17 protein-coding genes and 3 pseudogenes are annotated in these 24,657 nt (G+C 61.3%); 8 read left to right on the top strand and 12 right to left on the bottom strand.

The window, feature by feature from the left end; genetic code table 11:
* Window positions 1-2 precede the first annotated feature (2 nt).
* The 5 genes from ftsE to CUREI_RS02775 all read right to left on the bottom strand — a co-directional run bounded on the left by ftsE (window position 3) and on the right by CUREI_RS02775 (window position 4,923).
* Window positions 3-695 (bottom strand): cell division ATP-binding protein FtsE, encoded by a 693-nt coding sequence (gene ftsE / locus CUREI_RS02790; protein WP_038610156.1) that lies wholly within the window; start codon window positions 693-695, stop codon window positions 3-5.
* Window positions 696-845: 150 nt separating this feature from the next.
* Complete coding sequence (locus CUREI_RS02785) at window positions 846-2,219, bottom strand: NAD-dependent succinate-semialdehyde dehydrogenase (RefSeq protein ID WP_038610153.1); 1,374 nt, start codon at window positions 2,217-2,219, stop codon at window positions 846-848.
* A gap of 60 nt (window positions 2,220-2,279) precedes the next feature.
* A complete protein-coding gene (locus tag CUREI_RS12590; protein WP_236627250.1) occupies window positions 2,280-2,624 on the bottom strand; it encodes a hypothetical protein in 345 nt (114 codons plus the stop codon).
* A gap of 60 nt (window positions 2,625-2,684) precedes the next feature.
* On the bottom strand, window positions 2,685-3,506 hold the full coding sequence (locus tag CUREI_RS02780) for an oxygenase MpaB family protein (RefSeq protein WP_236627249.1): 822 nt from the start codon (window positions 3,504-3,506) through the stop codon (window positions 2,685-2,687).
* A 37-nt stretch (window positions 3,507-3,543) separates the two neighbouring features.
* The gene (locus CUREI_RS02775) at window positions 3,544-4,923 is read right to left on the bottom strand and encodes an oxygenase MpaB family protein (protein ID WP_236627248.1); all 1,380 of its coding nucleotides are present in this window, start codon (window positions 4,921-4,923) and stop codon (window positions 3,544-3,546) included.
* Window positions 4,924-5,147: 224 nt separating this feature from the next.
* Between CUREI_RS02775 and CUREI_RS02770 the strand changes: the two genes are divergently transcribed.
* Window positions 5,148-6,323 (top strand): PDR/VanB family oxidoreductase, encoded by a 1,176-nt coding sequence (locus CUREI_RS02770; RefSeq protein ID WP_144242394.1) that lies wholly within the window; start codon window positions 5,148-5,150, stop codon window positions 6,321-6,323.
* A 7-nt stretch (window positions 6,324-6,330) separates the two neighbouring features.
* On the opposite strand, the gene CUREI_RS02765 is transcribed toward CUREI_RS02770, so the two are convergent.
* The 4 genes from CUREI_RS02765 to CUREI_RS02750 all read right to left on the bottom strand — a co-directional run bounded on the left by CUREI_RS02765 (window position 6,331) and on the right by CUREI_RS02750 (window position 10,843).
* Window positions 6,331-7,254, bottom strand: coding sequence for a DMT family transporter (locus CUREI_RS02765; protein ID WP_051952159.1), 924 nt, complete (start codon window positions 7,252-7,254; stop codon window positions 6,331-6,333).
* Between the two features lie 71 nt (window positions 7,255-7,325).
* Window positions 7,326-8,711, bottom strand: a complete 1,386-nt coding sequence (accC, locus tag CUREI_RS02760) for an acetyl-CoA carboxylase biotin carboxylase subunit (RefSeq protein WP_084768133.1) — start codon at window positions 8,709-8,711, stop codon at window positions 7,326-7,328.
* A gap of 6 nt (window positions 8,712-8,717) precedes the next feature.
* Entirely contained in the window at window positions 8,718-9,281 is a 564-nt protein-coding gene (gene accB, locus CUREI_RS02755; protein WP_038610147.1) for an acetyl-CoA carboxylase biotin carboxyl carrier protein, read from the bottom strand.
* Window positions 9,282-9,283: 2 nt separating this feature from the next.
* Window positions 9,284-10,843, bottom strand: a complete 1,560-nt coding sequence (locus tag CUREI_RS02750; protein ID WP_038610144.1) for a pyruvate carboxylase subunit B — start codon at window positions 10,841-10,843, stop codon at window positions 9,284-9,286.
* Between the two features lie 363 nt (window positions 10,844-11,206).
* Here CUREI_RS02750 and CUREI_RS02745 point away from each other — a divergent pair, with 363 nt between their 5' ends.
* The 3 genes from CUREI_RS02745 (at window position 11,207) to CUREI_RS02735 (ending at window position 14,551) form a co-directional block, all read left to right on the top strand.
* Window positions 11,207-12,535 (top strand): MFS transporter, encoded by a 1,329-nt coding sequence (locus CUREI_RS02745; protein WP_051952158.1) that lies wholly within the window; start codon window positions 11,207-11,209, stop codon window positions 12,533-12,535.
* A gap of 82 nt (window positions 12,536-12,617) precedes the next feature.
* Window positions 12,618-13,535, top strand: a complete 918-nt coding sequence (locus CUREI_RS02740) for a hypothetical protein (RefSeq protein WP_038609203.1) — start codon at window positions 12,618-12,620, stop codon at window positions 13,533-13,535.
* Window positions 13,532-14,551, top strand: a complete 1,020-nt coding sequence (locus tag CUREI_RS02735; protein WP_236627273.1) for an IS3 family transposase — start codon at window positions 13,532-13,534, stop codon at window positions 14,549-14,551. Before CUREI_RS02740 ends, CUREI_RS02735 begins: the two co-directional genes overlap by 4 nt.
* Before the next feature lie 108 nt (window positions 14,552-14,659).
* Here CUREI_RS02735 and prfB read toward each other — a convergent pair whose 3' ends face one another.
* Window positions 14,660-15,760, bottom strand: coding sequence for a peptide chain release factor 2 (gene prfB / locus CUREI_RS02730; protein ID WP_038610141.1), 1,101 nt, complete (start codon window positions 15,758-15,760; stop codon window positions 14,660-14,662).
* Between the two features lie 168 nt (window positions 15,761-15,928).
* Here prfB and thiC point away from each other — a divergent pair, with 168 nt between their 5' ends.
* The gene (thiC, locus tag CUREI_RS02725; protein ID WP_038610138.1) at window positions 15,929-17,728 is read left to right on the top strand and encodes a phosphomethylpyrimidine synthase ThiC; all 1,800 of its coding nucleotides are present in this window, start codon (window positions 15,929-15,931) and stop codon (window positions 17,726-17,728) included.
* Window positions 17,728-18,168 (top strand): annotated as a pseudogene (locus CUREI_RS02720) (inositol monophosphatase family protein); the annotation flags it as partial. The gene thiC and the pseudogene CUREI_RS02720, both read left to right, overlap by 1 nt.
* 32 nt (window positions 18,169-18,200) lie before the next feature.
* Here CUREI_RS02720 and CUREI_RS02715 read toward each other — a convergent pair.
* Together CUREI_RS02715 and chrA are read right to left on the bottom strand one after the other, a co-directional pair.
* Window positions 18,201-18,740: pseudogene (locus tag CUREI_RS02715) on the bottom strand (LLM class flavin-dependent oxidoreductase); the annotation flags it as partial.
* Window positions 18,725-19,833, bottom strand: a pseudogene (gene chrA, locus CUREI_RS02710) (chromate efflux transporter). The pseudogenes chrA and CUREI_RS02715, both read right to left, overlap by 16 nt.
* Before the next feature lie 529 nt (window positions 19,834-20,362).
* Here chrA and CUREI_RS11895 point away from each other — a divergent pair.
* Both CUREI_RS11895 and CUREI_RS11775 read left to right on the top strand, forming a co-directional pair.
* Window positions 20,363-21,109 carry a GDSL-type esterase/lipase family protein gene (locus tag CUREI_RS11895; protein WP_158407444.1) on the top strand — a complete coding sequence of 249 codons (747 nt, stop codon included), beginning with the start codon at window positions 20,363-20,365 and terminating at the stop codon, window positions 21,107-21,109.
* A gap of 272 nt (window positions 21,110-21,381) precedes the next feature.
* Entirely contained in the window at window positions 21,382-24,654 is a 3,273-nt protein-coding gene (locus CUREI_RS11775) for a bifunctional cytochrome P450/NADPH--P450 reductase (RefSeq protein WP_084768126.1), read from the top strand.
* Window positions 24,655-24,657: the final 3 nt, after the last annotated feature.

The following is a 24,657-nucleotide window of genomic DNA, read 5'->3' as shown; positions in this document are numbered from 1 at the left end:
AGCTACCTCCTCACGTCCCCGTAGACGCCGTTGTCTTCATCGCGCACGATCTTGCCCAGCTGCAGCTCGATCACGCGCTTGCGCATGTCGTCCACCGCGCGCGCGTTGTGGGTGGACATGATCACCGTGGTGCCCATGCGGTTAATGCGCGCCAGCAGGGCCATGATCTCGTCGGCGGTGCCTGGGTCGAGGTTGCCCGTAGGCTCGTCGCAAAGCATGAGCTTCGGCTTATCGACGAACGCTCTCGCAATAGCCACGCGCTGCTGCTCACCGCCCGACAGTTCCTGGGGCATCCGCTTCGCCTTCGATGCGAGGCCGACGAGCTCAAGCGCCTCGGGGACGAGCTTGGCAATGCGCTCCTTGGGTTTGCCGATGACCTCAAGCGCGAACGCCACGTTGTCGTAGACGTTGAGCCTGGGAAGCAGGCGGAAATCCTGGAACACGTAGCCGATAGATTGACGTAGCTTGTTCACCTGTTTCCCGGTGAGGGTGTTGACGTGGAAGTCGTCGAAGTAGATATCCCCCGCGGAGACATTTTCTTCACGGATCAGCAGCTCCAGGAACGTTGACTTGCCGGAGCCGGACGCGCCGATGAGGAACACGAACTCGCCGTCGGGGATGTCGAGCGTGACATCGTCGAGCGCGGGGCGCGCGGACGTCGGGTACGACTTGGTCACATGGTCGAATCGGATCACGCGGCCCACCTTACCTGTCACGCATGTGGCGACAGTGAATTTTGCCGGGGTAATAACTGCTCACCCGGCGCGCGGTAGCCTGTCACGGCCGCGCATGAAAAATCCCGCCTTGGGGAAGGCGGGATTGCTCAGCGCTTGCGGGTCAGCGGTTTAGTCGTTGACGTAGAGGTACTGCTTGTTCACAAACTCGTCGAGCGCGAAGACGGAGAGCTCGCGGCCGAAGCCGGAGCGCTTGACGCCACCGAACGGCAGAACCGCGGAGAAGTACTGCCCCAAGTTGACGTGGATCATGCCGGTTTCAATCTGGTCCGCGACCTTGATGGCGCGGTCAGTGTCGTCGGAGAACACCGCGCCACCCAGGCCCTGGTAGGAGTTGTTGGCCAGCTCCACGGCCTCAGCCTCGGAAGAAACCTTGTAGATCTCCGCCACTGGGCCGAAGAACTCCTCGTAGTACACGTCGGAGCCCACCGGCAGATCGGTCAATACCGCCGGGGAGTAATACGCGGAGGTGTCGTCCATCTCGCCGCCGGTGCGCAGGGTTGCGCCCTGGGCGACGGCGCGCTTGACCTGGTCGTCCAGGGTCTCCGCGGCCTGGCGGGAGGACATGGGGAAGTACTCGTTCTCACCCGGGTTGGCCGGGTCGCCCTTGGAGTAGCCCTCGGCGATGGCCACCATCTCGTCCACGAACTGGTCGTAGATGTCATCCATGACGATGATGCGCTTGTTGGAGGTGCAGGCCTGGCCGGCGTTGTGGACGCGCTTGTCCCACGCCTCCTGGGCGGCCGCGCGCACGTCGGCCGCGTCGAGGATGACGTACGGGTCGGTGCCGCCGAGCTCAAGCACGACCTTCTTCAGGTTCTTGCCCGCGGTCTCCGCGACCTTCTTGCCAGCGCGCTCGGAGCCGGTCAGGGAGACACCCTGCACGCGCGGGTCGGCGATGATCGTTTCGATCTGATCGTGGGTGGCGTAGACGTTGATGTACACGCCGTCGGGAAGGCCGGCGTCCTTGAGCACCTGCTCGAATGCGGCGGCGGACTTCGGCGTGATCTCGGCGTGCTTGAGAATGATGCAGTTGCCGTTCATCAGGTTCGGGCCGGCGAAGCGTGCGATCTGGTAGATCGGGTAGTTCCACGGCATGATGCCCAGGAGCGTTCCCAGCGGCAGGCGGCGGACCACGGCCTTGCCGCCCGGCACGTCGACCTTCTTGTCCGCGGAGTGCTCTGCGGCGTTGTCCGCGTAGAACTGCAGGATGTCGCCGGAGAAGTTCATCTCCCACTCACCCTCCGGGATGGGCTTACCCATCTCCTCCGCCGCGATCTGCGCCAGCTCGGTAGCGCGCTCCTTCAGCAGCTGCGCTGCCTTGCCGACGATTGCTGCGCGCTCCTCGTAGGACGTCGTGCGCCACGTCTTGAACGCCTCCTCCGAACGGTCCAGGATGTCCTGGATCTCCTGGTCGGTAGCGAAATCGAAGGTCTCCACGACCTCGTTGGTCACGGGGTTTTGCACTCGGTACTGGTTAGCCATTGTGATGTGTTCCTTTCGGGAAGTGGTTGGCACGTAATACAACGCTTGTGAACTCTATCACTAAGCGCCCGGCCTGTAAGCTCCATCGCTCATTTTGATGCCTTGGTCTTGCCCCATGTAGGAGGTTTCCTGCGTCAGCGCGTCGAGAAGCGTTTGATGGTTCTGCTCCACTTCCCGCTCCAGCGCCTCGGGGTTGGCGCGCAGCAGGTCGAATCGCTGCTGGGTCAGCGGCAGCTCGAGCTCCGCGAACGGCCGGGACACCGCGTGCGGCACGTTGTAAACGTCAGCAACCTCGTCGCCGTGCATGAGGCGGGTCGCGGTGTACATCCAGTCGTCGATGGATTCGTCCGGGAACGGCAGCAGGGCCTTCACGTTGGTGCGGAAGCCGCTAAACAGCGCCTCCACCAGCGCATGCGAGGCTTCGTTCGGCTCGCCGTCAACGAAGTGGATTGCGTCGATGGTCTCCTACGAGGCGTCGATGTCCGTCTCCGGCTCCAAAATATCGCCCGGGATACCCAGCATGCGGCCGACTACCCGCCAGAGGTAGAACAGGTCCTGCTCTTCCTCCAGCGAGAGGCGGTAGCCCAAGTTCCGCAGGTACGTAAACGCGATGTAGGTGAAGTCGAACCAGGTGCGGAACATGTCCAACTCGCTGATCGGCGCGCCCCACTCGGAGTAGTCGAGCCCGAGCTGCGTCTGCACCCGGCGCACGTGCGCGTGCATGGCGCGGACCATGCCGGTGTGGATGTAGCTGACGTTGCCCGGCCGCAAGCCGTCTTTGAGGTACACCGAGTAGATCCAGTTGGTGGTGTATGCCAGACGGTGCACCGCGCCCTCGGTGAGCTCGCCGGTGTTGGCGAGGATATCGGCGATGGAGGGGGCGGAATAGGTGTGGATCAGCGCGCCCGGGCCAAGCGAGAGGTTCTGCGCAAGCACGGGGATAGCCAACGCGGCGCGCTGGCCGCGCTCGATGCGCTCCCAGTCCACGCCATCGAGGGCGGCATTCATGTCGTCGATGAGCGCCTTGACCTCGGGCAGCGTGTCCTCGTCCGCTTCGCCCCGCGCAAGGGCCTGCCGCAGGTTCGGCATCACGACCTTGGATTTGTTGCCGCTGGTGTAGAGCGCGTCAGCGACGGGGTCCATGGCCCAGAAGGCCTGCTGGAACCGCTCGGCCCGCTCCTCGCCGAACTTCTCGACGAATGCTTCGCGGCTGCCGCGCGCCGTCGGCCAGTCCGCACGGTTGTAGTGGTCTTGCGCCAGCGGGTTCTCGGTAAACGTTTGTGTCATGGTCCTGCTCCTTGTGTCGTTGTGGGCGCCGCGCCGGTTAGCGCAGGCCTTCCTTGGATTCGTCGTGCAGCTTGTACTCGGCCTTGACGTGCGGGGCTTTCTCGGCGATGTAGTCCTCAATCTGCTTGAACACGCCGGACCACGGTGGCTTGCCGTCGCCAGCCTTTTTCACCTTCGCCGCGTAGGCGCCGGGGAGTTTGTCGCGCACGCGGTAAGCGACCGCCTCAGCCTTGGCCTTCAGTAGGAAGCCGATCTTCCAGTGCAGGTACCGCGTGCCCTCGAACCGGGATCCCTTCACCATGAACTTCGTGTCCTCGTCGCCGATGATCAACGACAGTGCCCCTAGCACCTGGGCAGGCATCTTCGGGTCCAGGTCCTCCAAGATGCCCATCAGCGCGGTAGCCACGCGTACGTGGTAGGACGATGAGTACCCGCCGTTGGCGTAGATGAAGTCCGTCATCTTCCGCATCTCATCGCCGGTCTTCGGAATGAGGCGCTCCTCCGCACCCATCAGGTAGAGCACCCAAGCCCAGTACATGGCCACGTCGTCCCACTCTTCGCCGGAGTGCGGGCGGCCGAAGAACTCGTCCACCCCGATCGGCATGAGCGCGAACCAGCCTTCACCGGAGACGAGGAAGGACGAGCCGATGGGATAGCCGAACTCGTTGTAGTGGTCCGGGCCCCACAGCTTTTCCAACCCCCGGTTGGCCTGGGCGTGGAGCAGCCGCACGCGCACGGCAGCTTTCAGCCCGTCGCTGTAGCGGTCGAACACTCCCTTCTTGCCCAAGTCGACGAAGAACTTCACCGTCTCGATGATCCGGGTGAAAGACTCGATCTCGAACATGGCGGTCTCACCGGTGGCGGCGGAGGTGCGGTCCTCCATCGTGGTGGCCCAGTAGGCGAAGCCGATGGAAAGCAGCTCCGCGGAAGGCGTGACGTTGTAATACGCAACGCGTCCGCGCTCTGCGGCCTCGAGGTCGATCCAGTCCGGGATGTTGTCCACCTCGGCGAAGAAGTCAACCAGTTCCGGGGACGGATCGGCGACCTTGTCAATGCCCTCGTTCAGCGCCGTCTCAAAATCGGCGCGCGACTTTTTCGCACCGTCGCGCTTGAATGCTTCCGCGAGCCGGGCGCCGGTCTCGTCCGTTTGCCACATGTGGTCGTCCAACAGCTTGGTTTGGAAGCTGGTGTAGCCCTCCCACTCGTCGGCCACGGTGTGCCACCTGTCAAAGAGGTTGTGGCGGAGAGTGGACCACCCGGGCCGCTGCGTGCGGCGCTTCGGCGCGGGACGAAGCGGCATCCCGTCACGGTAGAAGTACCGGAAGTCCTCGTAGGGGTTGTCCGACATCGGGAGGATGTCCGGATGCACCGGATGTTGGTACTGACTGCCCTCGCGGGCGTTAGTGCTGACGGTCATCTGCATCACTTTCCAAGCAGTTACGGCCCGAGTACAGGGCAGCGAATCATTGTTGCCGTGCCGCAAAAGACAGAAGAGGTGTCCTCGTTCACCACATCCTGGTGTTGATTGAGCAATAATCACACCTCAGTGTGTTCTCGATCACTTTTGCGTGCGTTTATACTAACAGTTACAAAGGTGACCAGCAACCAGTTTCTGCAACAACGTTTCAAGTGGAGGCCTACGTGGGTAAGAACAACGGACTCAGCGGTTTGAGCGCGATCTTCGGTGGCCGGAGAAAGAGCCCAGATCCGAATGCCGCCGACCGCGAGGCCGCCCTGGCGCAACGTAAACAGCGCAGCGACCAGGACGCTGGTGGCGCTCGTGGCGCCGGTGATGCCGGTGGCGCCGGGGTCATTGAGCTCACCGCGATCCACGTCGAGCGCGCCCACGGCGTCGCCCTGATTACGCTGAAGGCCGCGGACGGCTCCCCCATCCCCGGTTACGAGCCCGGTTGCCACGCCGACTTCATCCTCCGTGCCCAGGACGGCAGCGAACTGGTGCGACAGTATTCCCTGTTTCCCATGCACCGACTCGGCACCGAGCATGCCGGCGGGGACGCCGTGTACGGCATCGAAGTGAAGTTGGAGGACGATTCCCGCGGCGGCTCCATCGCCGCGCACAACATCCAGCCGGGCGACACTGTGCGAATCCGACCGCCCCGCAACAACTTCGGCCTGGCTGCGCAGGCCGAGCGCTCCGTCCTTATAGGCGCAGGCGTGGGCATCGCCCCGATCTTTTCGCTCGCCCGGGAGCTACAAATACAGCAAGCCGACTACACGGTGCTCTACTTCGCATCCAGCCAGGAGCGCGCCCTCATGCGCCACCTCATCGACACGTACCTCAGCGGGCAGACCAAGAGCATCTTCGCCAGCGGCGAGCGGGACAAGCAGGCTGGCTACATCGAGGAAGCGCTCACCGCCTCCCCCACCCCGCCAGACGAGACCCACCTGTACGTCTGCGGGCCTCAAGGGTTCATGGACGGCGTGATTGAGGTCGCCTCCCAATTCCTTCCCGCCGCGAACATCCACTTCGAAATGTTTCGAGCGACCGAGGAAACACTTGCCGGCAACCACGATGCGGACGGTGCGTTCCAGGTGATCTTGAACGGCGCCACCTACACCGTCCCCGAGGGCGAATCTGTCTTGGGCGTGTTGGAAGACGAAGACGTGCCGATCCTGTCGCAGTGTGAGGAGGGAACCTGCGGCACCTGCATCATGCGGGTGACAGACGGCACGCCGGACCACCGCGACAGCATTTTCACGGAGGAGCAGCACGAAAACGGCGCGTTCGCCACGTGCGTCTCGCGCTCGCTGTCCCCCACGCTCACCTTGGAGCGGTGGAGAAACTTGCGCGCGTAAAGCACGGCTACAGCAGCCGCACCATTCCCACCCCCACGAGGACGACAGCGAGACCCGTGAGGCGGTACGCCGTGGGCAAGGCACGGTGCCTGCCGGTACCCACACCGAGAGACTCGAGCACTTGGCCGCAGAGAATGTTGCCGACCAAGGCCGCGATGACGGTGGTGCCAGTGCCCAAAATCGGCGACAGCGCGGCACCGCCAAACACAAAGAAGGCACCGAGCACGCCACCGAGCCACATCCACCACGGGCCGGGTGCGACACCGCTGGTAAGCGCCCGTCTTGGCCCCGACAGCAGGACCGACATGGCAAACAGCAGTAGCAGGCCAACCACGAGGGAGATCTGCCCTGCCTGAACCGGGCTGGATAGCGCGCGGCCGAGGTGGCCGTTGACGGCCGTCTGAGTGGCCGAGCCCATGCCCATCAGCACACCGAAGCCCCGCAGCAACCACACCGTGGGGCCATCTGCGGTGCCCCGGCTGGCGGGGCGGCGCCCGACTTCGAGCACCATGGCAATGCCCAGGACGACAATGAGCGCGCCCAAAAGCCGCAGCGCGCCCACCGCGACATGCGGGGATTGGAAAAGCCCGAACCGGTCGATGAGAAGACCCATGATGGCCTGGCCCAAGATCGGCAGGATGACAGTTTGCACCGGGCCGAGCTTGGGAAAGAGCACGATGTTGCCGGCGATGAACATCACGCCCATGAAGCCGCCTAACCAAGCCCACCAGGGCTGCGCAGTGGCTACCGTCAAGTTGGGCACCAGCTCGCCAGTCGCCAAGAGCGCCATCACGGACGAGACCACCGCGGCCACGACGAACGAGAGGAAGGTCGCGGCGATCGGCGAGCCGACGCTTATGCGAAGGCGCGTGTTGATCGCGGTCTGGACGGGCACGATGGCGCCAACCAGCATGGCCAGGACAAGAAACAAGTAAGCCTCCTCAAGCCGAACAGGCAGCCGGGGCGAAACGCTCCCGGCTGCCTGTGGTGACTACGCGACGTTTATTCGTCCGTCGGGATCGTGTCTATCTTTTCCAGCATCTTTGCCACGTAGCCGGTGTTGAACTCGCCGGAGCGGAACTTGTCGCTGTTGATCAGCTGCGCCTGGAACGGCGCGGTGGTCACCACACCGTCCACCTTCAGCTCATCCAGGGCGCGAAGGGTGCGCTCGATGGCCTCGTCGCGGGTCTCCGCCCAGCAGATCAGCTTGCCCACCATCGAGTCATAGAACGGCGGGATGGTGTAGCCGGTCTCGATGTGGGTGTCCATGCGCACACCGAACCCGCCCGGGGTACGGTAGTGCTCGATCTTGCCGGGGCGCGGCGCGAAGTTCTCGTTCGGGTCCTCGGCGTTGATGCGGCACTCGATGGCGTGGCCGCGGATCTGGACGTCGTCCTGGGTCAGCCGCAGCTTCTGCCCGGAAGCGATACGCAGCTGCTCCTGAATCAGATCCACACCGGTGATCATTTCGGTGACCGGGTGCTCCACCTGAATACGGGTGTTCATCTCGATGAAGTAGTACTTGCGCTCGATGTTGTCGAAGACGAATTCGACGGTGCCCGCATTCTTGTAGCCCACCTCTTTGCACAGATTGATGGCTGCCTCTTGGAGGCCCGCGCGGAGCTCGTCGTCAATCGCCGGCGACGGCGCTTCCTCGATGAGCTTCTGGTTGCGGCGCTGCGAGGTGCAATCGCGTTCACCGAGCGCGATGGCGTTCTCGCCGTCCGCCAGCACCTGGATTTCGATGTGGCGGATGTCGGTGAGGTAGCGCTCGATGTACACGGACGAGTCGTTGAACGCGGACTGCGCCTCGTTCATGATCTCGTTGAGGTCCTTCTCTAGGGTGTCCTCGGACTCCACCACGCGCATGCCGCGTCCGCCGCCGCCAGCGGCTGCCTTAATTAGCAGCGGGAAGCCAGTTTGCTTGGCGACGTCTAAAGCTTCCTCGTACTCGGTAACCACGCCATCGGAGCCGGGAACTGTGGGAACGCCCGCCGCCTGCGCGATCTTCTTCGCCTCGATCTTGTCGCCCATGCGGCGGATGTGCTCCGACGACGGGCCGACGAAACCGATGTTTTCCTCCTCCACCATTTTGACGAAGTCGGCCTTTTCGGAGAGGAAGCCGTATCCGGGGTGGATCGCATCGGCCTTGAAAGCCATCGCAGCGGAGACGATCAGCTCCGGGCTGTTGTAGCTCTTCGCGGCGTTCGCGGGGCCAATGCAGACCGCCTGGTCGGCCTCTTTTACCGGCAGGGAATCACGGTCGCCTTCCGAGTACGCGAGGATGCTCTTGATCCCGAGCTCTTTGCAGGCGCGGATAACGCGAAGGGCAATCTCGCCGCGGTTGGCAATTAAGACGCTGTCCAGCAGCTTTTCGGATGTAGCCATGGGTCCCTACTTCGGCTCGATGATCATCAGCGTTTGGCCGTGCTCGACGGCGTCCTCGTTTTCCGCGAGGATCTCGGTGACGGTGCCGGCGGTCTTCGCCTCGATGTTGTTCATCAGCTTCATCACCTCGACGATGCCCAGCACCTGGCCGACCTCGACGGTGTCGCCGACCTTCACAAACGGGTCCGCGCCAGGCTTCGGGGAGGCGTAGAACGTGCCCACCATCGGGGACTTGACCTCGACGCCATTGCCCGAGCCCGCGGCAGCGGCATCCGCCTTCGGCTCCTGGGCCGGGGCTGCAGCCTCCTGGGCAGGCGCTTCAGCGGGTGCCGGGGCCGGCGCCGCAGCTTGAGGGGCTTCCGGGGCCGGCATCGGAGCGGCCGGTGCAGCGGGGGCAGGGGCCGGAGCAGCGGGCGCCGGTGCCGCCTTGAGGTGGTTCAACCCGCCCGGAGTCTTGGACAGCGCGAGCTCGATGTCGCCGTACTTGATGCTCAGCTCTTCGATGTCGCCGGACTGGTTGACCCAGTCAAGGAGGGATTTCAGCTCGTTGAAGTTGGTGGTGTCAGACATGGTTACTGCTCTCCTTTTTTGGTCAGGTTGATCTCGAGGTCGTCGGTCTTGAGGTGGAATTCGCCGGAGGCGGTGGTGTCGTAGATCTTCTGCACGAGCTTTGTCAGCTCACCGCCTGGCACGCCTTCGCCTTGGCCTGCGCGCCCCTCGGCGACGTAGCGGCGCATTTCGTCGACGTTGTTGCCCGGGATGTTGGCGCGCAGCAGCAATGTGTCGATGTCGTCGTCCGGGTACTGCTCCTTTAGCGCGGGCAGACGCGGTTCAAGTTCGGGGCGTCCCTCCGTGATCTCGGAGGAGCCGTTGGCCTTGATCTTCTCCAGCGCGTCCGGGTCGATCGGCGCGAGGGGCTCACCGTAGTGGCCCAGCGCGTACTTCTTGATCTCGTTGGGGACCACGGAGTAGCGCTCTCCGGAGATCACGTTCATCACTGCCTGAGTGCCCACAAACTGAGCGAACGGGGTGATCATGATCGGGTACGCCAGCTCCTCGCGCACGCGGGCTGTCTCGTAGAGCAGGTCTTCGAACCGGTCGGAAAGGCCGGCAGTGGCGAGCTGGGACTCGAAGTTGGTGAGCATGCCGCCCGGCAGCTGGTGCATGAAATGCACGCCGTCGAACGCGCGAGGTTTGCCCACGGGCTTGTCCTCGCGGTCCGCAATCTCCTGGATCTTCTTGCTGGCGCTGTCCACGCGCTCGTCGTCGATGTTCACGGTGTAGCCCAGCGCACGCAGGTCGCGCGCGAGCGCCTGAGTGGCGGGCTGACCCTGGCCGTTGGCAAGCGGAGCGATGGAGGTGTGGATCGAATCCACGCCAAGCTCCGCAGCGTAGATGTACGTCAGCGGCGAAAGGCCGGTGAGGGAGTGGGTGTGGACTTCAAGCGGCAGCTCGTCGCCAATCGCACTGCGGATCGCGGGGATGAGGGTCTTCATGCGGTCCGGGGTGAGCAGGCCGCCGGCGTCCTTGAGCATGATGCGGTCGACGTCGGTGCGCTCGACAAGCTCCTGGGCCTTGTCAATGTAGAGCTGGTCGGTGTGCACCGGGCTCAGGCAGTAGGACAGGCAGCCGTACGTCTCGGCGCCGAGTTCCTTGGCCAGGATGAGGGTGTCGGCGATGTTGTCGATGTCGTTGAGGCCGTCGAAGGCGCCGATCACGCGGAAGCCGTTGGCGTACAGCCGCTCCACCCATGCATGGATGACGTCGTCGGGCAGGAAGTCGAAGGACGCCAGGTTGCGGGAGCGCACCATGGAACGGAACTTCGTGTTCGGTGCGGCCTCGTGGACCCTGCGCACGCGCTCCCACGGGTCTTCCCGCAGGTAGCGCACTGGCACGTCGAACTGGATCGGGGCAACCAGGTCGACGTGCTCGAAGCCGGCGTTGGTGACGTCGTCAAGCAGCTCCATGATGTGCTCGGTGCGCATGCGGGTAGCCCAGATGGACTGGTGCGCGTCGCGCAACGTTGTATCGATGATCTTGATTTCGCGCTCGCTGTCAGCGGGCCGACCACCCGCAGCGAAGATCTCAGCGAGGCTCTCCGTGCTCAGTTCTTCTGGACTGAGAGCAGCCATTGTTCCTCCTTAGAAACGCCAGACCGGGGCTGTTGCCGAGTGGCAAGCCACCGTTGCGCTCAATGTACGCATGCGAAAGTGTGGCGCGCGACGCATTCCGGCTCAAAGTTGTGAAACCCCACCTTAAACGGCCAACGTCCCATGCTGTTACTCCCCCCAATTTAGGGTGCACACACAGCACATACGTTCACTCTGCGAACAACCCGCCAATGGTATTACCCAAGGTAAGTGGCTTGTAGCAGCCAGAATGACGTGAATCGCTGTATGTCAAGCCGCTGCTGCAGTGTTTTCGGCCATTTACACCCCGACAACGTGATCCAAGCAATACATTTCGGCTGAAACGCCCAACCCCAAGGAGGATCCGTGAGTACGACACATCCCATCGACATTGGCACGACCCACATCCAAGCCGAACGCCCCGCCGACAGGAAGTCGCTCGGCGCCAGCCTCATCGGCCAGCTACTCGAGTGGTTCGAGTGGAGCTCCTACGCCGTCTTCGCCCCGTTTATCGCGGCAGCCTTCTTCGACAAATCCGACCCCACCTCCGCCCTTCTCGCCACGTTCGGCGTTTTCGCGGTCGGCTTTTTGGTCCGCCCGCTCGGCGGCATCATTTTCGGCCGTGTCGCCGACCGCGTCGGACGCAAGAACGTCCTCATGATCACCATCATCATCATGGCGCTGTCCGCCGTCATCATCGGCGTCATGCCCACCTACGAGCAGATCGGGATCTGGGCGTCGGTGGTGCTGCTGCTCGTGCGCGTCATCCAGGGCTTCGCGCACGGCGGCGAATCCGCCACGGCCAACAGCTACATCCCGGAGATCGCCCCGCGGGACCGCCGCGGAAAGTGGGGCTCGATGGTCTACATGTCCATCTTCGGCGGCTCGGTGATCGCGTACACGCTCGGCGGCATCATTTCGCTTCTGCTTACCGACGAGCAGATCGGCGCGTGGGGCTGGCGCATCCCATTCTGGCTGGGTGCCGTCGCGGCGTTCGTTGCCCTCTACCTGCGCCGCCACATGCAGGAATCCGAGCACTTCAACGAGATCCAGGACGGCGGCGCCGCATCCTACGAGGACCTTTCCGATACCCGGCCGCACACCCCGGTCCGATCGAACTGGGCGAACATCCTGCTGGTCGTCGGCATGGTCTCCGGCGTCACGGCCGCCCACTACACCTGGACCTCGTACGTTTCCACCTACGCCATCACGCACGAGGGCATGTCCACCCAAGGCGCGTACTGGGTGTCCGTGTTTGCGCAAACCTGCGGCCTGATCGCATTGCCGCTGTGGGGTGCGTTGTCTGACCGTATCGGCCGCAAGCCGGTGATGTACACCTTCGCCATCTCCGTGGGCCTTCTGCAGATCCCCCTGATGGGCATGATCGATTCGCGCCCGTGGACCATGCTGGTCGCAGCGACCATTGCCGTGGTGGCGGTCGCCGCCGGCGGCGCGCTACTGGCCCCGGTGATGGCGGAAGTCTTCCCCACCTCGCAACGCACCAGCAGCATCGGTTTTGCGTACTCCCTGTCCGTGGCCGTCTTCGGCGGCACCGCGCCCTACATCTTCCAATGGTTCACGTCGCACGATCTGGCGCACATCTCCGGCATCTACGTTGTGGTGCTGTGCGTGCTCACGCTCATCAGCATGAAGATCCTCCCGGAGACGAAGGGCATCGACCTGCGCGACGTCTAGGGCCGCGGCCACGGTGACAGATGCTGCAGCCGGCGCTTTGTGTCAAGTGGTTGTGAACGACGAACCGTAGGAGGTTTTGTTCATGACCGATTCGCAGTTGCCTCAGTTGGTGCCGTCGGTGTTGACGTCGGCTCCGGCTGTTGAGGTCCCGGTGGTTGCCCGGAAGGTCAAGCCTAAGACGTCGCGTGAGGAAGTCGAGGAGATCTTGGCGATGCCGCCGCGTGTGCTGGCGGTGGGGGAAGTGCTCGATGATGAGACGTTAGCGTCGCCTGAGTCGGTGGCGTTCGTGTTCTCCCCGTACCGCACGACCGGTTCCGGTAGTTGGTTTCATCCAGCACAGCAGCGGCAGATGATCACGATTTACAACGTGTTGCCCTATGGGACGAAGGGCCTGTGGTGTGCTCGGCAGGGAATCCAATACCTCAATATCAAGCGTTGGGCCCGCGCATTGCAGAAATCGAAAACCACTGATGACGGCCTTGGCGGTGCCGAGCGTGCCAAACACTTGGCGGATGCTGCCTACCTGGGCAAACCTAGTGCGGAATACATCCGTGAGGTGGTTGTCGAGTACGGGTTAGTACCGCATGGCCAGAAAGAAGCGTGGTTGGTTGCGCATGGACTTGGCTCTCACACCGTGCGACGCTGGACAGCAATGGTGGCGGACGGTGATCTGCCGACACGCACAAGGCCAAGGAGGGTTGGAACGTTGACGATGGATGAATGCGCTGAAATTCAGCAGCTGCGCAAGGAAATTTCCGCGCTAACGCAGGACAAGCGCAAGCTGGAACTCGACGCGAAACGCCGGGAAGAAGCAATGCAGCGTGCCCTGGATAAGGCGACGGAAAGGGCAGAGCGGGCTGAGTTGGCCACTGACGTGTTGGGAAAAGCTTTAGCGTCCATGCCAGGAGCACCTGGCGTGGACTCAGACGCGGAGGAAAAGTCCTCACCGACGCCCAACAACGCCTCTACGAGCAAGGACGGCAAGCGGAAGAAACGCTGATCAACCAGCTTGTTTCCGTCGGTTACTCCAAAACGAAAGCAATGGGCATTATCGGCGTGTCGCGCAGCCGGGTCTTCTACGAAACCAATCCGCGCCCACGCACCGACAACCCGATTCCGCATCACCAACGCCGGATCAACCGGTTGCCGGATGCCACTGTGAAACGCATCGTAGAAATACTAGATGGCAATCCGCATTGCGGGGTGGACCAGGTGTTTTACGCCGCGTTGAACAACGGGATCTATCTGGCGAGTCTGCGCAGCTTTTACCGAGTGGCCAAAGCCCATGGCAAACTGTTGCACCAACGCCACAACACCAAAGCCAGACAAGCTACACGCCGCCACACCGCCGCGCCGCCGCATGTGCACGCCACCGCCCCCGGACAGGTGTTGTGCTGGGACATTACGTTTTTGCCTGGCCAGTACTACGGGCAAACCTTCGCGTTGCACATGGTGATCGATCTGTACTCGCGTGCCATCGTCGGGTTCGTCGTCGCCGAACGAGAAAACAGCCAACTTGCAGCAGCGATGTTCGCCGACATCTTCACTCGTTTTCCCGATGTGCACACCGTGCACTCCGACAACGGTGCTGCGATGACCAGCAAACGACTCGGCAAACTGTTCGCCGAACACGGTGTGGCCCGCTCGTTGAACCGGCCGCACACCAGCAACGACAACCCGCACGCCGAGTCGGTGTTTCACACCCTAAAGACCAGGACTTACTATCCGAAAACCTTTACCACGCTGAGCGAAGCCAACGCCTGGGTCAGCGCTTGGGTGCCGGTCTACAACGCCACCCCGCACAGCGGGATCAACTACTACCCACCACAAGCAGTCCTCGACGGCACCTGGATACAACTGCAGCACAAACGTGAAGAAGCGATGCGAACCGCACTGAGCCAAGGCGCCATCACACAACTACCGGACACCAAAGCCGGCACAAGCCTTCCAGCAGAAGTCAGCATCATCCGCACCACCACCCAAACCGCCCCACCCCCACAACCCATCACGATCTAACACCCAAACCCGTTCACAACCACTTGACACAAAGCGCGGCGCGGCACATCTGTCACTTTCCCCAGGTCGCTGCAGGGGCGGACGGCAGATCTGTCACAACCGCCGCCCCTACGCCTCCTGCTGCTGGGCCATGCGCCAGCGGATGCCGGCCTCGAGGAAGCCGTCGATGTCGCCGTCCAACACCTTTTGCGGGTCGCCCACCTCGTACTCGGTGCGCAGGTCCTTCACCATCTGGTACGGGTGCAGCACGTAGGAACGCATCTGGTTGCCCCAGCTTGCGTTGCCGCCAGCGCCGAGCGCCTCCATCTCCGCCTTTTCTTCCTGGCGCTTCTTCTCCAACAACTTGGACTGCAAGACGTTCAGCGCCGAGGCCTTGTTCTGAATCTGGGACTTCTCGTTCTGGCACGTCACCACGATGCCCGTGGGCAGGTGGGTAATGCGCACCGCGGAGTCGGTGGTGTTCACGCTCTGCCCGCCCGGGCCGGAGGAGCGGTAGACGTCCACGCGGATGTCGGAGTCCGGGATGTCGATGTGGTCGGTCTGCTCCACCACAGGAAGCACCTCCACCTCGGCGAAAGAGGTTTGGCGGCGGCCCTGGTTGTCAAAGGGCGAGATGCGCACGAGCCGGTGCGCCCCCTGCTCCACCGAGAGCTGGCCGTACAGGTACTCGCCGTGCACGACGAAGGTGGCGGATTTGATGCCGGCCTCTTCGGCGTAGGAGATGTCGTAAACATCCACCTTGTGGCCGGCCTTTTCCGCCCAGCGGGTGTACATGCGCATCAGCATTTCTGCCCAGTCCGCCGCGTCCACGCCACCGGCGCCGGAGCGGATATTCACCACGGCCTCGCGCTGGTCGTATTCCCCGGAGAGCATGGTTTGCACCTCCAGCGAATCGATCTGCGCGGCGACGTCTGCCAGCTCTTCGTCGGCCATCGTCGCGTCGCCTTCTTCTTCGGCCAGTTCGTACATGACCGGCAGGTCGTCGATACGCGAGCGCAGCGAGGAGACCTTCTTCAGCCGCGCCTGCACGTTGGACAGCTCCGTGGTGACTTTCTGCGCGTGAGCCGGATCGTCCCACAGGGACGGGTCGCCCGCTTGGGCCTCGAGCTCGCGGGCGCGCTCGCGGAGGGCGTCGAGGTCCATCACCTTCTCAATGGTGGAAAGGGTGGAGCGTAAGTCCTTGATCCGCGCGTGAGTCTCCGGCTGCATAAGGGGGAAGTCTAGCGAACAGGCTGACGAAACAGCCAAGACGGGATAAGGTAGCTCGAGACCCCACACGGGCGCCCGGGGCACCGGGCTGAGATCGCGCTGACGCCAGCGCGAGCACCGTTCGAACCTGTCTGGTTAGCACCAGCGAAGGAAGTTAAGGAGAAGGTCGTGCCACACACGCATGCCGACTTGTACGCAAACGAAATCCACCCGAAGCACTCCTATGCCCCGATCACGCACAACGGGCTGGAGGTGCCGGAGACCGCGATCCAGTTGGATGACTCCCCCACCGGCCCGAACGCGCCGTTCAAGGTCTACCGCACCCGCGGCCCGTACGCGGAGCCGGAGGTGGGCCTGCCCAACCTGCGCGGCGAGTGGATCACCGCCCGCGGGGACGTGGAAGAGTACACGGGTCGCAAGCGCAACCTGCTTGACGACGGCCGCTCCGCCCTCAAACGCGGCAGCGCCAGTGAGGAGTGGCGGGGCGAATCACGCAAACCACTGCGCGCCAAAAACGGCAAGCGAGTGACGCAGATGGCGTACGCCCGGCGCGGCGAGATCACCCGCGAGATGGAGTTCGTGGCATTGCGTGAGCACTGCGACGTGGAAAAGGTGCGCGCAGAGGTCGCCGCGGGGCGCGCCATCATCCCGAACAACGTCAACCACCCGGAGAGCGAGCCGATGATCATCGGCAACGCGTTTTTGACCAAGATCAACGCCAACATCGGCAACTCCGCAGTGACCTCCTCCATCCGCGAGGAGGTGGACAAGCTGCGTTGGGCCACCCGTTGGGGCGCGGACACCGTGATGGACCTGTCCACCGGCGACGACATCCACGCCACCCGCGAGTGGATCCTGCGCAACTCGCCCGTGCCGATCGGCACCGTGCCCATCTACCAGGCGCTGGAAAAAGTCAACGGCATTGCGGAAGACCTGACATGGGAGATCTTCCGCGACACCGTCATCGAGCAGTGCGAGCAGGGCGTGGATTACATGACCGTCCACGCTGGCGTGCGCCTACCGTACGTGCCGCTGACGTCGAAGCGCGTCACCGGCATCGTTTCTCGCGGCGGCTCCATCATGGCCGGCTGGTGCCTGGCGCACCACAAGGAGTCCTTCCTGTACGAAAACTTCGACGAGCTCTGCGAGATCTTCGCGCAGTACGACGTCGCATTCTCGCTTGGCGACGGCCTGCGCCCCGGCTCCGTGGCCGACGCCAACGACGCGGCCCAGTTCGCCGAGCTGAAGACCATCGGCGAGCTGTGCAAGCGGGCCTGGGAGTACGACGTCCAGGTGATGATCGAGGGCCCCGGCCACGTGCCGCTGAACATGATCCAGGTGAACAACGAGAAGGAAGAGGAATGGTGCGGCGGCGCACCGTTTTACACCCTCGGCCCCCTGGTCACCGACATCGCGCCGGGCTACGACCACATCACTTCAGCCATCGGCGCGGCCAACATCGCCATGGGCGGCACGGCCATGCTGTGCTACGTCACCCCCAAGGAGCACCTGGGACTTCCCAACCGCGACGACGTGAAGACGGGCGTGATCACGTACAAGGTCGCCGCGCACGCGGCCGACGTGGCGAAGGGCCACCCGGGCGCGCGCGACTGGGACGACGCGATGAGCAAGGCCCGCTTCGAGTTCCGCTGGCACGACCAGTTCGCGCTCTCCCTCGACCCGGAGACCGCGCAGTCCTACCACGATGAAACCCTTCCGGCGGAGCCCGCGAAGACGGCGCACTTCTGCTCCATGTGCGGGCCGAAGTTCTGCTCGATGCGCATCAGCCAGGACATCCGCGACGAATTCGGCGACGCGATCGATGAGGCACTGGACGACAAGAACAAGAGGCTCATCACCGATCTGGGCATCCCGAGCTTCGCCGGCGGCACCGACTACCGCCGCGGCGAGCGCGAAATGGCCAAGGAATTCCACAAGCTCGGCTCGAATGTCTACGTTCAGGAGTAATGGCGGCTGTGTCTACCGCAGCTTTCATTGAATCGCACCGTAATTCCACCGACGCCGAGCTCGCCCAAGCCCTCGTCGAGACAGCCGGGGGCTTAGCGCTGAGCATGCGCGACGAGGGCCTCGAGACCGGCCAAAAGACCTCGGTGTCCGACGTTGTCACCAACGCCGACACGGCAGCCGAGGACTTCGTCGCGGGAGCACTCGAGGCCCTGCGCCCCGACGACGGGATCGTGGGCGAAGAGGGCGCGGCGAAGGCGTCGACAAGTGGGCGCACGTAGGTGATCGACCCGGTGGACGGCACGTATAACTTCGCGTCGGGCTCCGATTATTTCTGCTCTGCTCTCGCGCTCGTCGAGGGCGATGTCCACGACCCGGCGCGTATTTTGGCCAGCGCCGTTCACTGCCCCGCACTCGCCACGACGTGGGTCGCGGACAACGGTACTGCGTCGCGAAACGGCCGCACCCTCGAGCAGGGGGTGTGGGTGGTGAGGGTGGCTCGTCGATAAGCTGCGATTCTTTCGCGGAATTCCTCGTCGCGCTTGCCTTTGTCCTGGCCGAACGCGGGGAACTCCTCGGGGCGGTCGCCCGTGGCCACGCCCATGAGGAAGCGGCCGCCGGAAAGCCGGTCGATGGTTCCGGCGCGCTTGGCCATGAGCAGCGGGTGCTGGAATGGCACGACGATGGCGGCGGTGCCGAGCGCGATCGAAGAGGTGTCCGCGGCTATGTAGCTCAGGTACATCCAGGGGTCGTAGACCTGGCCGACATCGCCGAACGTCTCGACGCGCAGCGGGATGTCGCGCACCCAGATGGCGGCCACTCCCCCAGCCTCGGCCTTGCGGATGAGGCGCAGCTGGTTGTCCAGGCTGTCGAGCGGGTTCTCCTCTGCGTCTTCCTCGATGGGCAAGGCGAGTCCGAAGGTGAGCTCGCCCGGCCGGAAGGTGCGCTGGAAGCCGGGGAGCTGCCAGTGCGGTATGTCGGAAACCTCGAAGAGCGGGTTCACAGCGCGATCCATCCGACGAGGGCCGCACCGATGACCACGGCCCACGGCGGGACCTTCCACGAGGTCAGCGCGGCGTAGCAGACCACAGCGATGGACAGCGTGACCACGCCTGTGATGCCGGCGGTGAAGACCGGGGTGTACAGCGCAGCACCGAGAATGCCCACCACTGCGGCGTTCGCGCCGGCGAAAGCGGCACCCGCGCGCGACATCGTGCGGAGGCGCTCCCAGAACGGGATCGCGCCGAGGACGAGCAGCGCCGCGGGCAGGAAGATCGCGACGGTGGCAATCGTCGCCCCCAACGCCCAGTTCATGCCCTGCGCACTCGCACCGAGGAAGGACGCGAAAGTGAACAGCGGGCCCGGCATGGCCTGGGCGGCGCCGTAGCCGGCGAGGAAGGTGTCGTGGTCCACGAGCCCGGGGCCGACCGTGACGGTCTCCAGCAGCGGCAGCACCACGTGGCCGCCGCCGAAGACGAGGGCGCCCGCACAAACAGCAACGCGAAGAACAGCACCAGGCAGACGATGCCGAAGGTGCGCGACCCGCTCTCAGCCTGGGGCTGGTCGTCCGCCTCCTTCTTGACGCGCAGGAACGCCAGACCAGCAACAATGCCGAGCACGATCGCCCCGACCTGGATGAGCGGGTGCGGCACGAGCAGAACGAGCACCAGCGCAGCCACGGCGATCGCGGCGTGAATCTTGCCGGTGACCAGGTTCTTCGTCATGCCGTACACAGCCTGCGCCACGACAGTGACAGCCGCAGCCTTCAGACCGAGCAGCCAGCCTGCCTCGCTGATATCGCCCAACTACGCGACGCCCAGCGCGAACGCCACCATGAGCAGCACCGACGGCAGCGTGAAGCCCACCCACGCCAGGAACATGCCCAGGTACCCGGCGCGCTGCAGGCCGATCGCCATACCCACCTGGCTCGACGCCGGCCCGGGCAGGAATTGGCACAGCGCCACCAGGTCGGCGTACTGCTTGTCCGAAAACCACTTCCGCTTCTCCACGAATTCGTCGCGGAAATACCCCGGGTGCGTCGTCGGCCCGCCGAACGAGGTGCAGCCGAGGCGGAGGAAGATTCTGAAGATGCGCAATGGCGAAGTCATGCTAGCTCCCTTCGTTCCACCTGTTCCATCTGTTGAATTTTAAGACGAGATTCCCTTCAAAGATAGTAAAACTCTGTACGTCACCTGTTGGCCAGATATGACTAAAGCTGCAAAAAGATGGCGGCTGGATCTGGATGAGCTACTATCTTCGGAAACCCTTTGGAGGGCTTAAGTACAACTAGGCGACACGAATATCGCCGGAAAGGAACACATGAGGTTTTATAAATTTGGTGCTACTCTCCTGACCGCATTGGCCTGTGGCGCTATGCTCCCAGTTGCCGATGCTGCGCCTAATCTGCCTGAACTCTCGGCACCCGTCGCGCCTAACCTTCCCCAAGTCCCTAACCTTCCCGCGCCTAACCTTCCCCAAGTCCCTAACCTTCCCGCGCCTAACCTTCCTCAAGTTCCTAACCTTCCTGCGCCTAACGTTCCCCAGCTTGAAGAATTAGAGCCGGCCCCACCAGTCAATAGCCACGTCAAGGAAAGCTACGTCAGCTTTGGCGACTCAGTAGGTGCGAATCCGACCGCCTTGGATGTCACCGTCTACCGAGCGAAGCTGAAAAACCCCTCGATACAATGGCCGACGATCCGAGAAGGTTTTTGTGCGCAGGACCCCAACAATTTTGCAGCTCAGGCCGCGCGAAGCACCGGTCTGCGCCTAGAAGACTACTCGTGCCCCGGTGCCACTGCTTATGTAGAACCTACGGAAAATGATTCGATTCCACATGACACAGTTCGTCAGCAAGTTGAACGAGCCATCAGGGATGGCAGTCTTGATTCCAATACCCGGCTGGTCACCATCAGCGCTGGCGTGAACGACACCTACCAGCCCAGTAACTTCCCTTCAAAAACCACCCAGGAACAACGGATGGAACGCTTCAACGAGGCGATGGTGGGAGCAATTAATCGCATCAAGGAAACCGCGCCTAGCGCCAAGGTGATCATCCTCGGGATTCCCGATGAGACAGATGGTTTCAACCACACCTGTGGATCTAATCTTTTAAACGTTACCAGTCACTGGTACTTTCCGTTGGTAGCCTACTACCAAGACGAAATTCGCGAGCAGCAGCGACGAGCTGCCGCTGATACGAATAGCGAGTTTCTTGACATGGTTGCCGAAATTTCCGTAGAAAGCGGAAAGAATGGTTGCTCGAACGATCCGGGCCGTTACGGCGCTTCCATTGCAGACGATGCCTCACACAAGCTCGCAGGCCACCTAACCGATGCCGGACACGTCTACTACGCTAAGCGCATTACTGAAACATACTTCAGTTAACCAGTCCATCCCCCTCTGCGTAGGCAGCTAGATACAGAAAGGTTGATACACATGACACCCGAATTCGCCCTTATGCTTATCAGGGAGTATCCGTTGACCACTCCACTGATACACCTCACCGGTTTTCCAACCATCGAAAATTTTTGGGGGAGAACTCTTAACGCCTGGCCAAGCGTTAAGCAATCTTTAGAACTTTCATTTCAGGTAGCCGTTAACGCTCTACCTAAATTCTAGAATCCATTAGCGACTTTCTAACGGTCTAAGGAATCATCATGACGTCCAAAAACTCCGAACGCCCTGGGCTGGGCTCATCGAGCGTTAACCCTGACACCGCTATCCCCGGGCCGAAATCGTACCCGCTAATCGGAACCGCCTATTCACTCGATCCACGCAACATCGTTCAGTCCGGAACGCGATTAGCTGAAAAACACGGGCGTTTTTATCGACAAGAGATACCCGGCTCTGCACCGTTCTACGTGGTGACCTCTTTCGCCTTGGTCGATGAGCTCTCAGATGAAACCCGTTTTCATAAGGTCGTCCACCCCGCCCTCCAAGAAGTAAGCGGATTCTCTGGTAACGGCCTTTTTACCGCCGAGTTCGACGATCCGGAGTGGGGTAAAGCACATCGAATTCTTATGCCCGCTTTCAGCCCAGTCGCTCTGCGCGGAATGTACCACCGCATGGCAGACATCGCAGACCAGCTTATGCTTAAGTGGTCGAGAGCACGAGCCGATGAAGAAATTGATGTCGCTGGTGACTTCACTAGATTGACGCTCGACACCATTGCGCTCTGCTCATTTACATTTCGCTTCAATTCATTCTATACGGAAGGCTTTCACCCCTTTATCGACGCAATGGGTCGTGGCTTGAATCATGCCGGCAAGCGAGCCCATGCTTTGAAGATTCAGAAGACTCTTGGTCTTATTGGCAATCACCAGTTCAAGAACGATGTCTCGGTCATGCAGGACACCGTCGATAGTTTGATTAGGGAACGACGAAGGAATCCTAGCCCAGAGGGCTATGAAGACGTTCTCGATGTCATGATGAATGCAACCGATCCTGAGACTGGGGGGCGTCTGACCGACGAAAACCTACGCTATCAGTTGATTACGTTTCTAATTGCAGGCCACGAGACAACTTCTGGGCTGCTCAGTTTCGTTCTCTACGAATTGATGCGTAATCCCCGAGTCTTAGCCAAGGCACGCGAAAACACCGATTCGGTCCTCAACGGTAGATTCCCTCAATATGAAGATCTCAAAGATCTAAACTACATTGATCAAGTACTTCGTGAAGGTCTAAGGAARTACCCCACTGCTCCGGCATATGCAGTAACACCTTTTGAAACTACGACGATTGGTGAGAACGGTGGCACAGGAGGAACCCCTGTAACTGTTAACCCTGGAGACACGCTGTTGGTTCTCCTCGGACACATGCATCGTGATCCGGCCGTATGGGATAATCCCGAAGAGTTCAGACCGGAACGGTTCGATCCTGAGAATGCCAAATTWATACCTCATAATGCGTGGAAACCATTTGGAAATGGGCAACGATCGTGTCTCGGCCGCTTCTTCGCGCTCCAAGAAGCCACMATGATGCTTGCGTTGATTGTTCAACACTTGGATTTCAACTTCGCAAATCCAAGCTATGAACTGGAAATGCTTGACGGCCTAACTTCGAAACCGAAAGACCTGTTCGTCACTATCCAACCGAGGGAAGAATATCCGTACCTCGGACCCAAGCGCTACGACGAGCCTCACGCTGACGCTCCCACGACAGAAGAGACACCAATCACAAAGGTCGATGCTCCTCCGAACGGGTATAAGCTGCGCCTGCTCGTAGGYTCTAAYGCCGGAACCTCTCGTAGTCACGCTGAAGAATTAGCGGCYTTTGCCAAAACACAAGGCTTCGAAGTCGACATGTCTGATCTCGATGATGCCGTCAATTCTTTGCAGGCGGGCGACATTGCAATCGTAGCTACCAGCTCATATGAAGGTTTCCCCCCGGATAATGCAAAGCGTTTCTTCAATTGGATAACAGGCAAGGAAGCACCGTCACTAACAGGTGTGAAATTTGCTGTGCTTGGCAGCGGTAACTCAGACTGGGCAGAGACGTTCCAACGCGTTCCAGCCGAGATCGACGAGGCCATGGAATCTCGCGGAGCCATACGATTGATTGATCGCGGTGTAATTGACATGAAGGGAGACTATTTCGCCGACTTCGAATCTTGGTCAAAACGACTTTGGTCAAAACTCGCAGCCGATCTCGATCTTTCGTTCGATGATCACAGCAAGTCAGACTTCGTCGAGGTCACAGTAGTTGATGCTGGGCGTCAGAATATGTTGGTAGCCGAGACAGACGGCCCATTCGTCGAAGCAGTAGTCACCAGCGTTCAAAAGCTATCCACAGACGTTGATGGGGCCATGAACGAGAAATTCAAGGCTGTTCTTGAACTTCCTGAAGGGGTTTCATACTCGACAGGCGATTACTTAGAGGTACTCCCGAAGAACTCGTCATCCGGTGTCAACCGCGTGTTGGACCATTTCCAACTAGCAGGGGAAGATCGCATAAAGCTTTCCGGTTGCTCCACGTTCCTGCCCATAGACCAAGTATTGACAATTAATGATCTACTTGAAAACTACGTTGAGCTTGCAACACCGTTGAGCAAGCGGCACCTGGATCTAGCAGTTGCACAGTGTCAATGCCCACCCGAAAAAGCTCAACTATCGCAACTCGCTGAAACCGAAACTTTCAACGAGCTGCTCGAGAAGCGGACCTCGCTCCTAGATTTCCTCGAAACTTTCCGATCTGTAGACTTCACCTTCGGCCAGTTCATTTCAATGCTTGAGCCGCTCCGAGCTCGTCGCTACTCAATCTCGTCGTCTGCTCTCGGTGAACCGACAAAGCCTTCTTTGACCTTCTCCCGCATCGAATCTCCTGCATGGTCAGGCCGTGGAACCTTCACTGGCGTTTCTTCCAATTATTTAGCGAAACAGCAGGCCGGTTCTAAGATCTTGGTTTCGGTAGTGCCCGGAAATARACATTTCCAAGTGGAGCCAGATCCATCCATACCAATGATTCTCATCGGCGCTGGTACTGGGATCGCTCCCCTCCGTGCATTCATCGAGGAACGTGCAACACGTTGCCAGAATGAAGGCATCACACCAGCTAAATCTTTGTTTTTCTATGGCTGCCACGGCCCCGAATCCGACTTCCTATATAGCGAGGAACTCCATGAGTGGGAGAAGGATGGYGTAATCGATGTTCGCACCGCGTTCTCACGTCACCACAGTCGAAGCGAAAGCGGTACGGACATTAAGTATGTTCAGGACCGCCTCTATTCGGATCGCAATGATGTGTTCARTCTTCTCGAGAAAGGAGCGAAGACCCTCGTTTGCGGAGATGCCAAGCGGATGGCCCCAGCGGTTCGTAAGACTTTCGCAAAGATAATCTCGGAGCACCGAGGCTTCAATGAGCAACAGGCTGCTGCAGAAGTCAGAAATATGGAGCAGGAACTCTTTACTTATGTAACAGAGGCATTCACCTAATCG

The organism is Corynebacterium ureicelerivorans, assembly GCF_000747315.1.
Classification (GTDB): domain Bacteria; phylum Actinomycetota; class Actinomycetes; order Mycobacteriales; family Mycobacteriaceae; genus Corynebacterium; species Corynebacterium mucifaciens.
The sequence above is the reverse complement of the archived record's forward strand: the minus strand, read 5'-3'. Positions and strand labels throughout refer to the sequence as shown.

Bases quoted from the DNA above. Each gene is read 5' to 3' on its own strand.
- prfB (WP_038610141.1), bottom strand. From the start codon at position 15,760: ATGCAGCCGGAGACTCACGCGCGGATCAAGGACTTACGCTCCACCCTT.
- CUREI_RS02785 (WP_038610153.1), bottom strand. From the start codon at position 2,219: ATGGCTAACCAGTACCGAGTGCAAAACCCCGTGACCAACGAGGTCGTG.
- accB (WP_038610147.1), bottom strand. From the start codon at position 9,281: ATGTCTGACACCACCAACTTCAACGAGCTGAAATCCCTCCTTGACTGG.
- CUREI_RS02780 (WP_236627249.1), bottom strand. From the start codon at position 3,506: ATGACACAAACGTTTACCGAGAACCCGCTGGCGCAAGACCACTACAAC.
- CUREI_RS02775 (WP_236627248.1), bottom strand. From the start codon at position 4,923: ATGACCGTCAGCACTAACGCCCGCGAGGGCAGTCAGTACCAACATCCG.
- CUREI_RS02750 (WP_038610144.1), bottom strand. From the start codon at position 10,843: ATGGCTGCTCTCAGTCCAGAAGAACTGAGCACGGAGAGCCTCGCTGAG.
- CUREI_RS02740 (WP_038609203.1), top strand. From the start codon at position 12,618: ATGACCGATTCGCAGTTGCCTCAGTTGGTGCCGTCGGTGTTGACGTCG.
- accC (WP_084768133.1), bottom strand. From the start codon at position 8,711: ATGGCTACATCCGAAAAGCTGCTGGACAGCGTCTTAATTGCCAACCGC.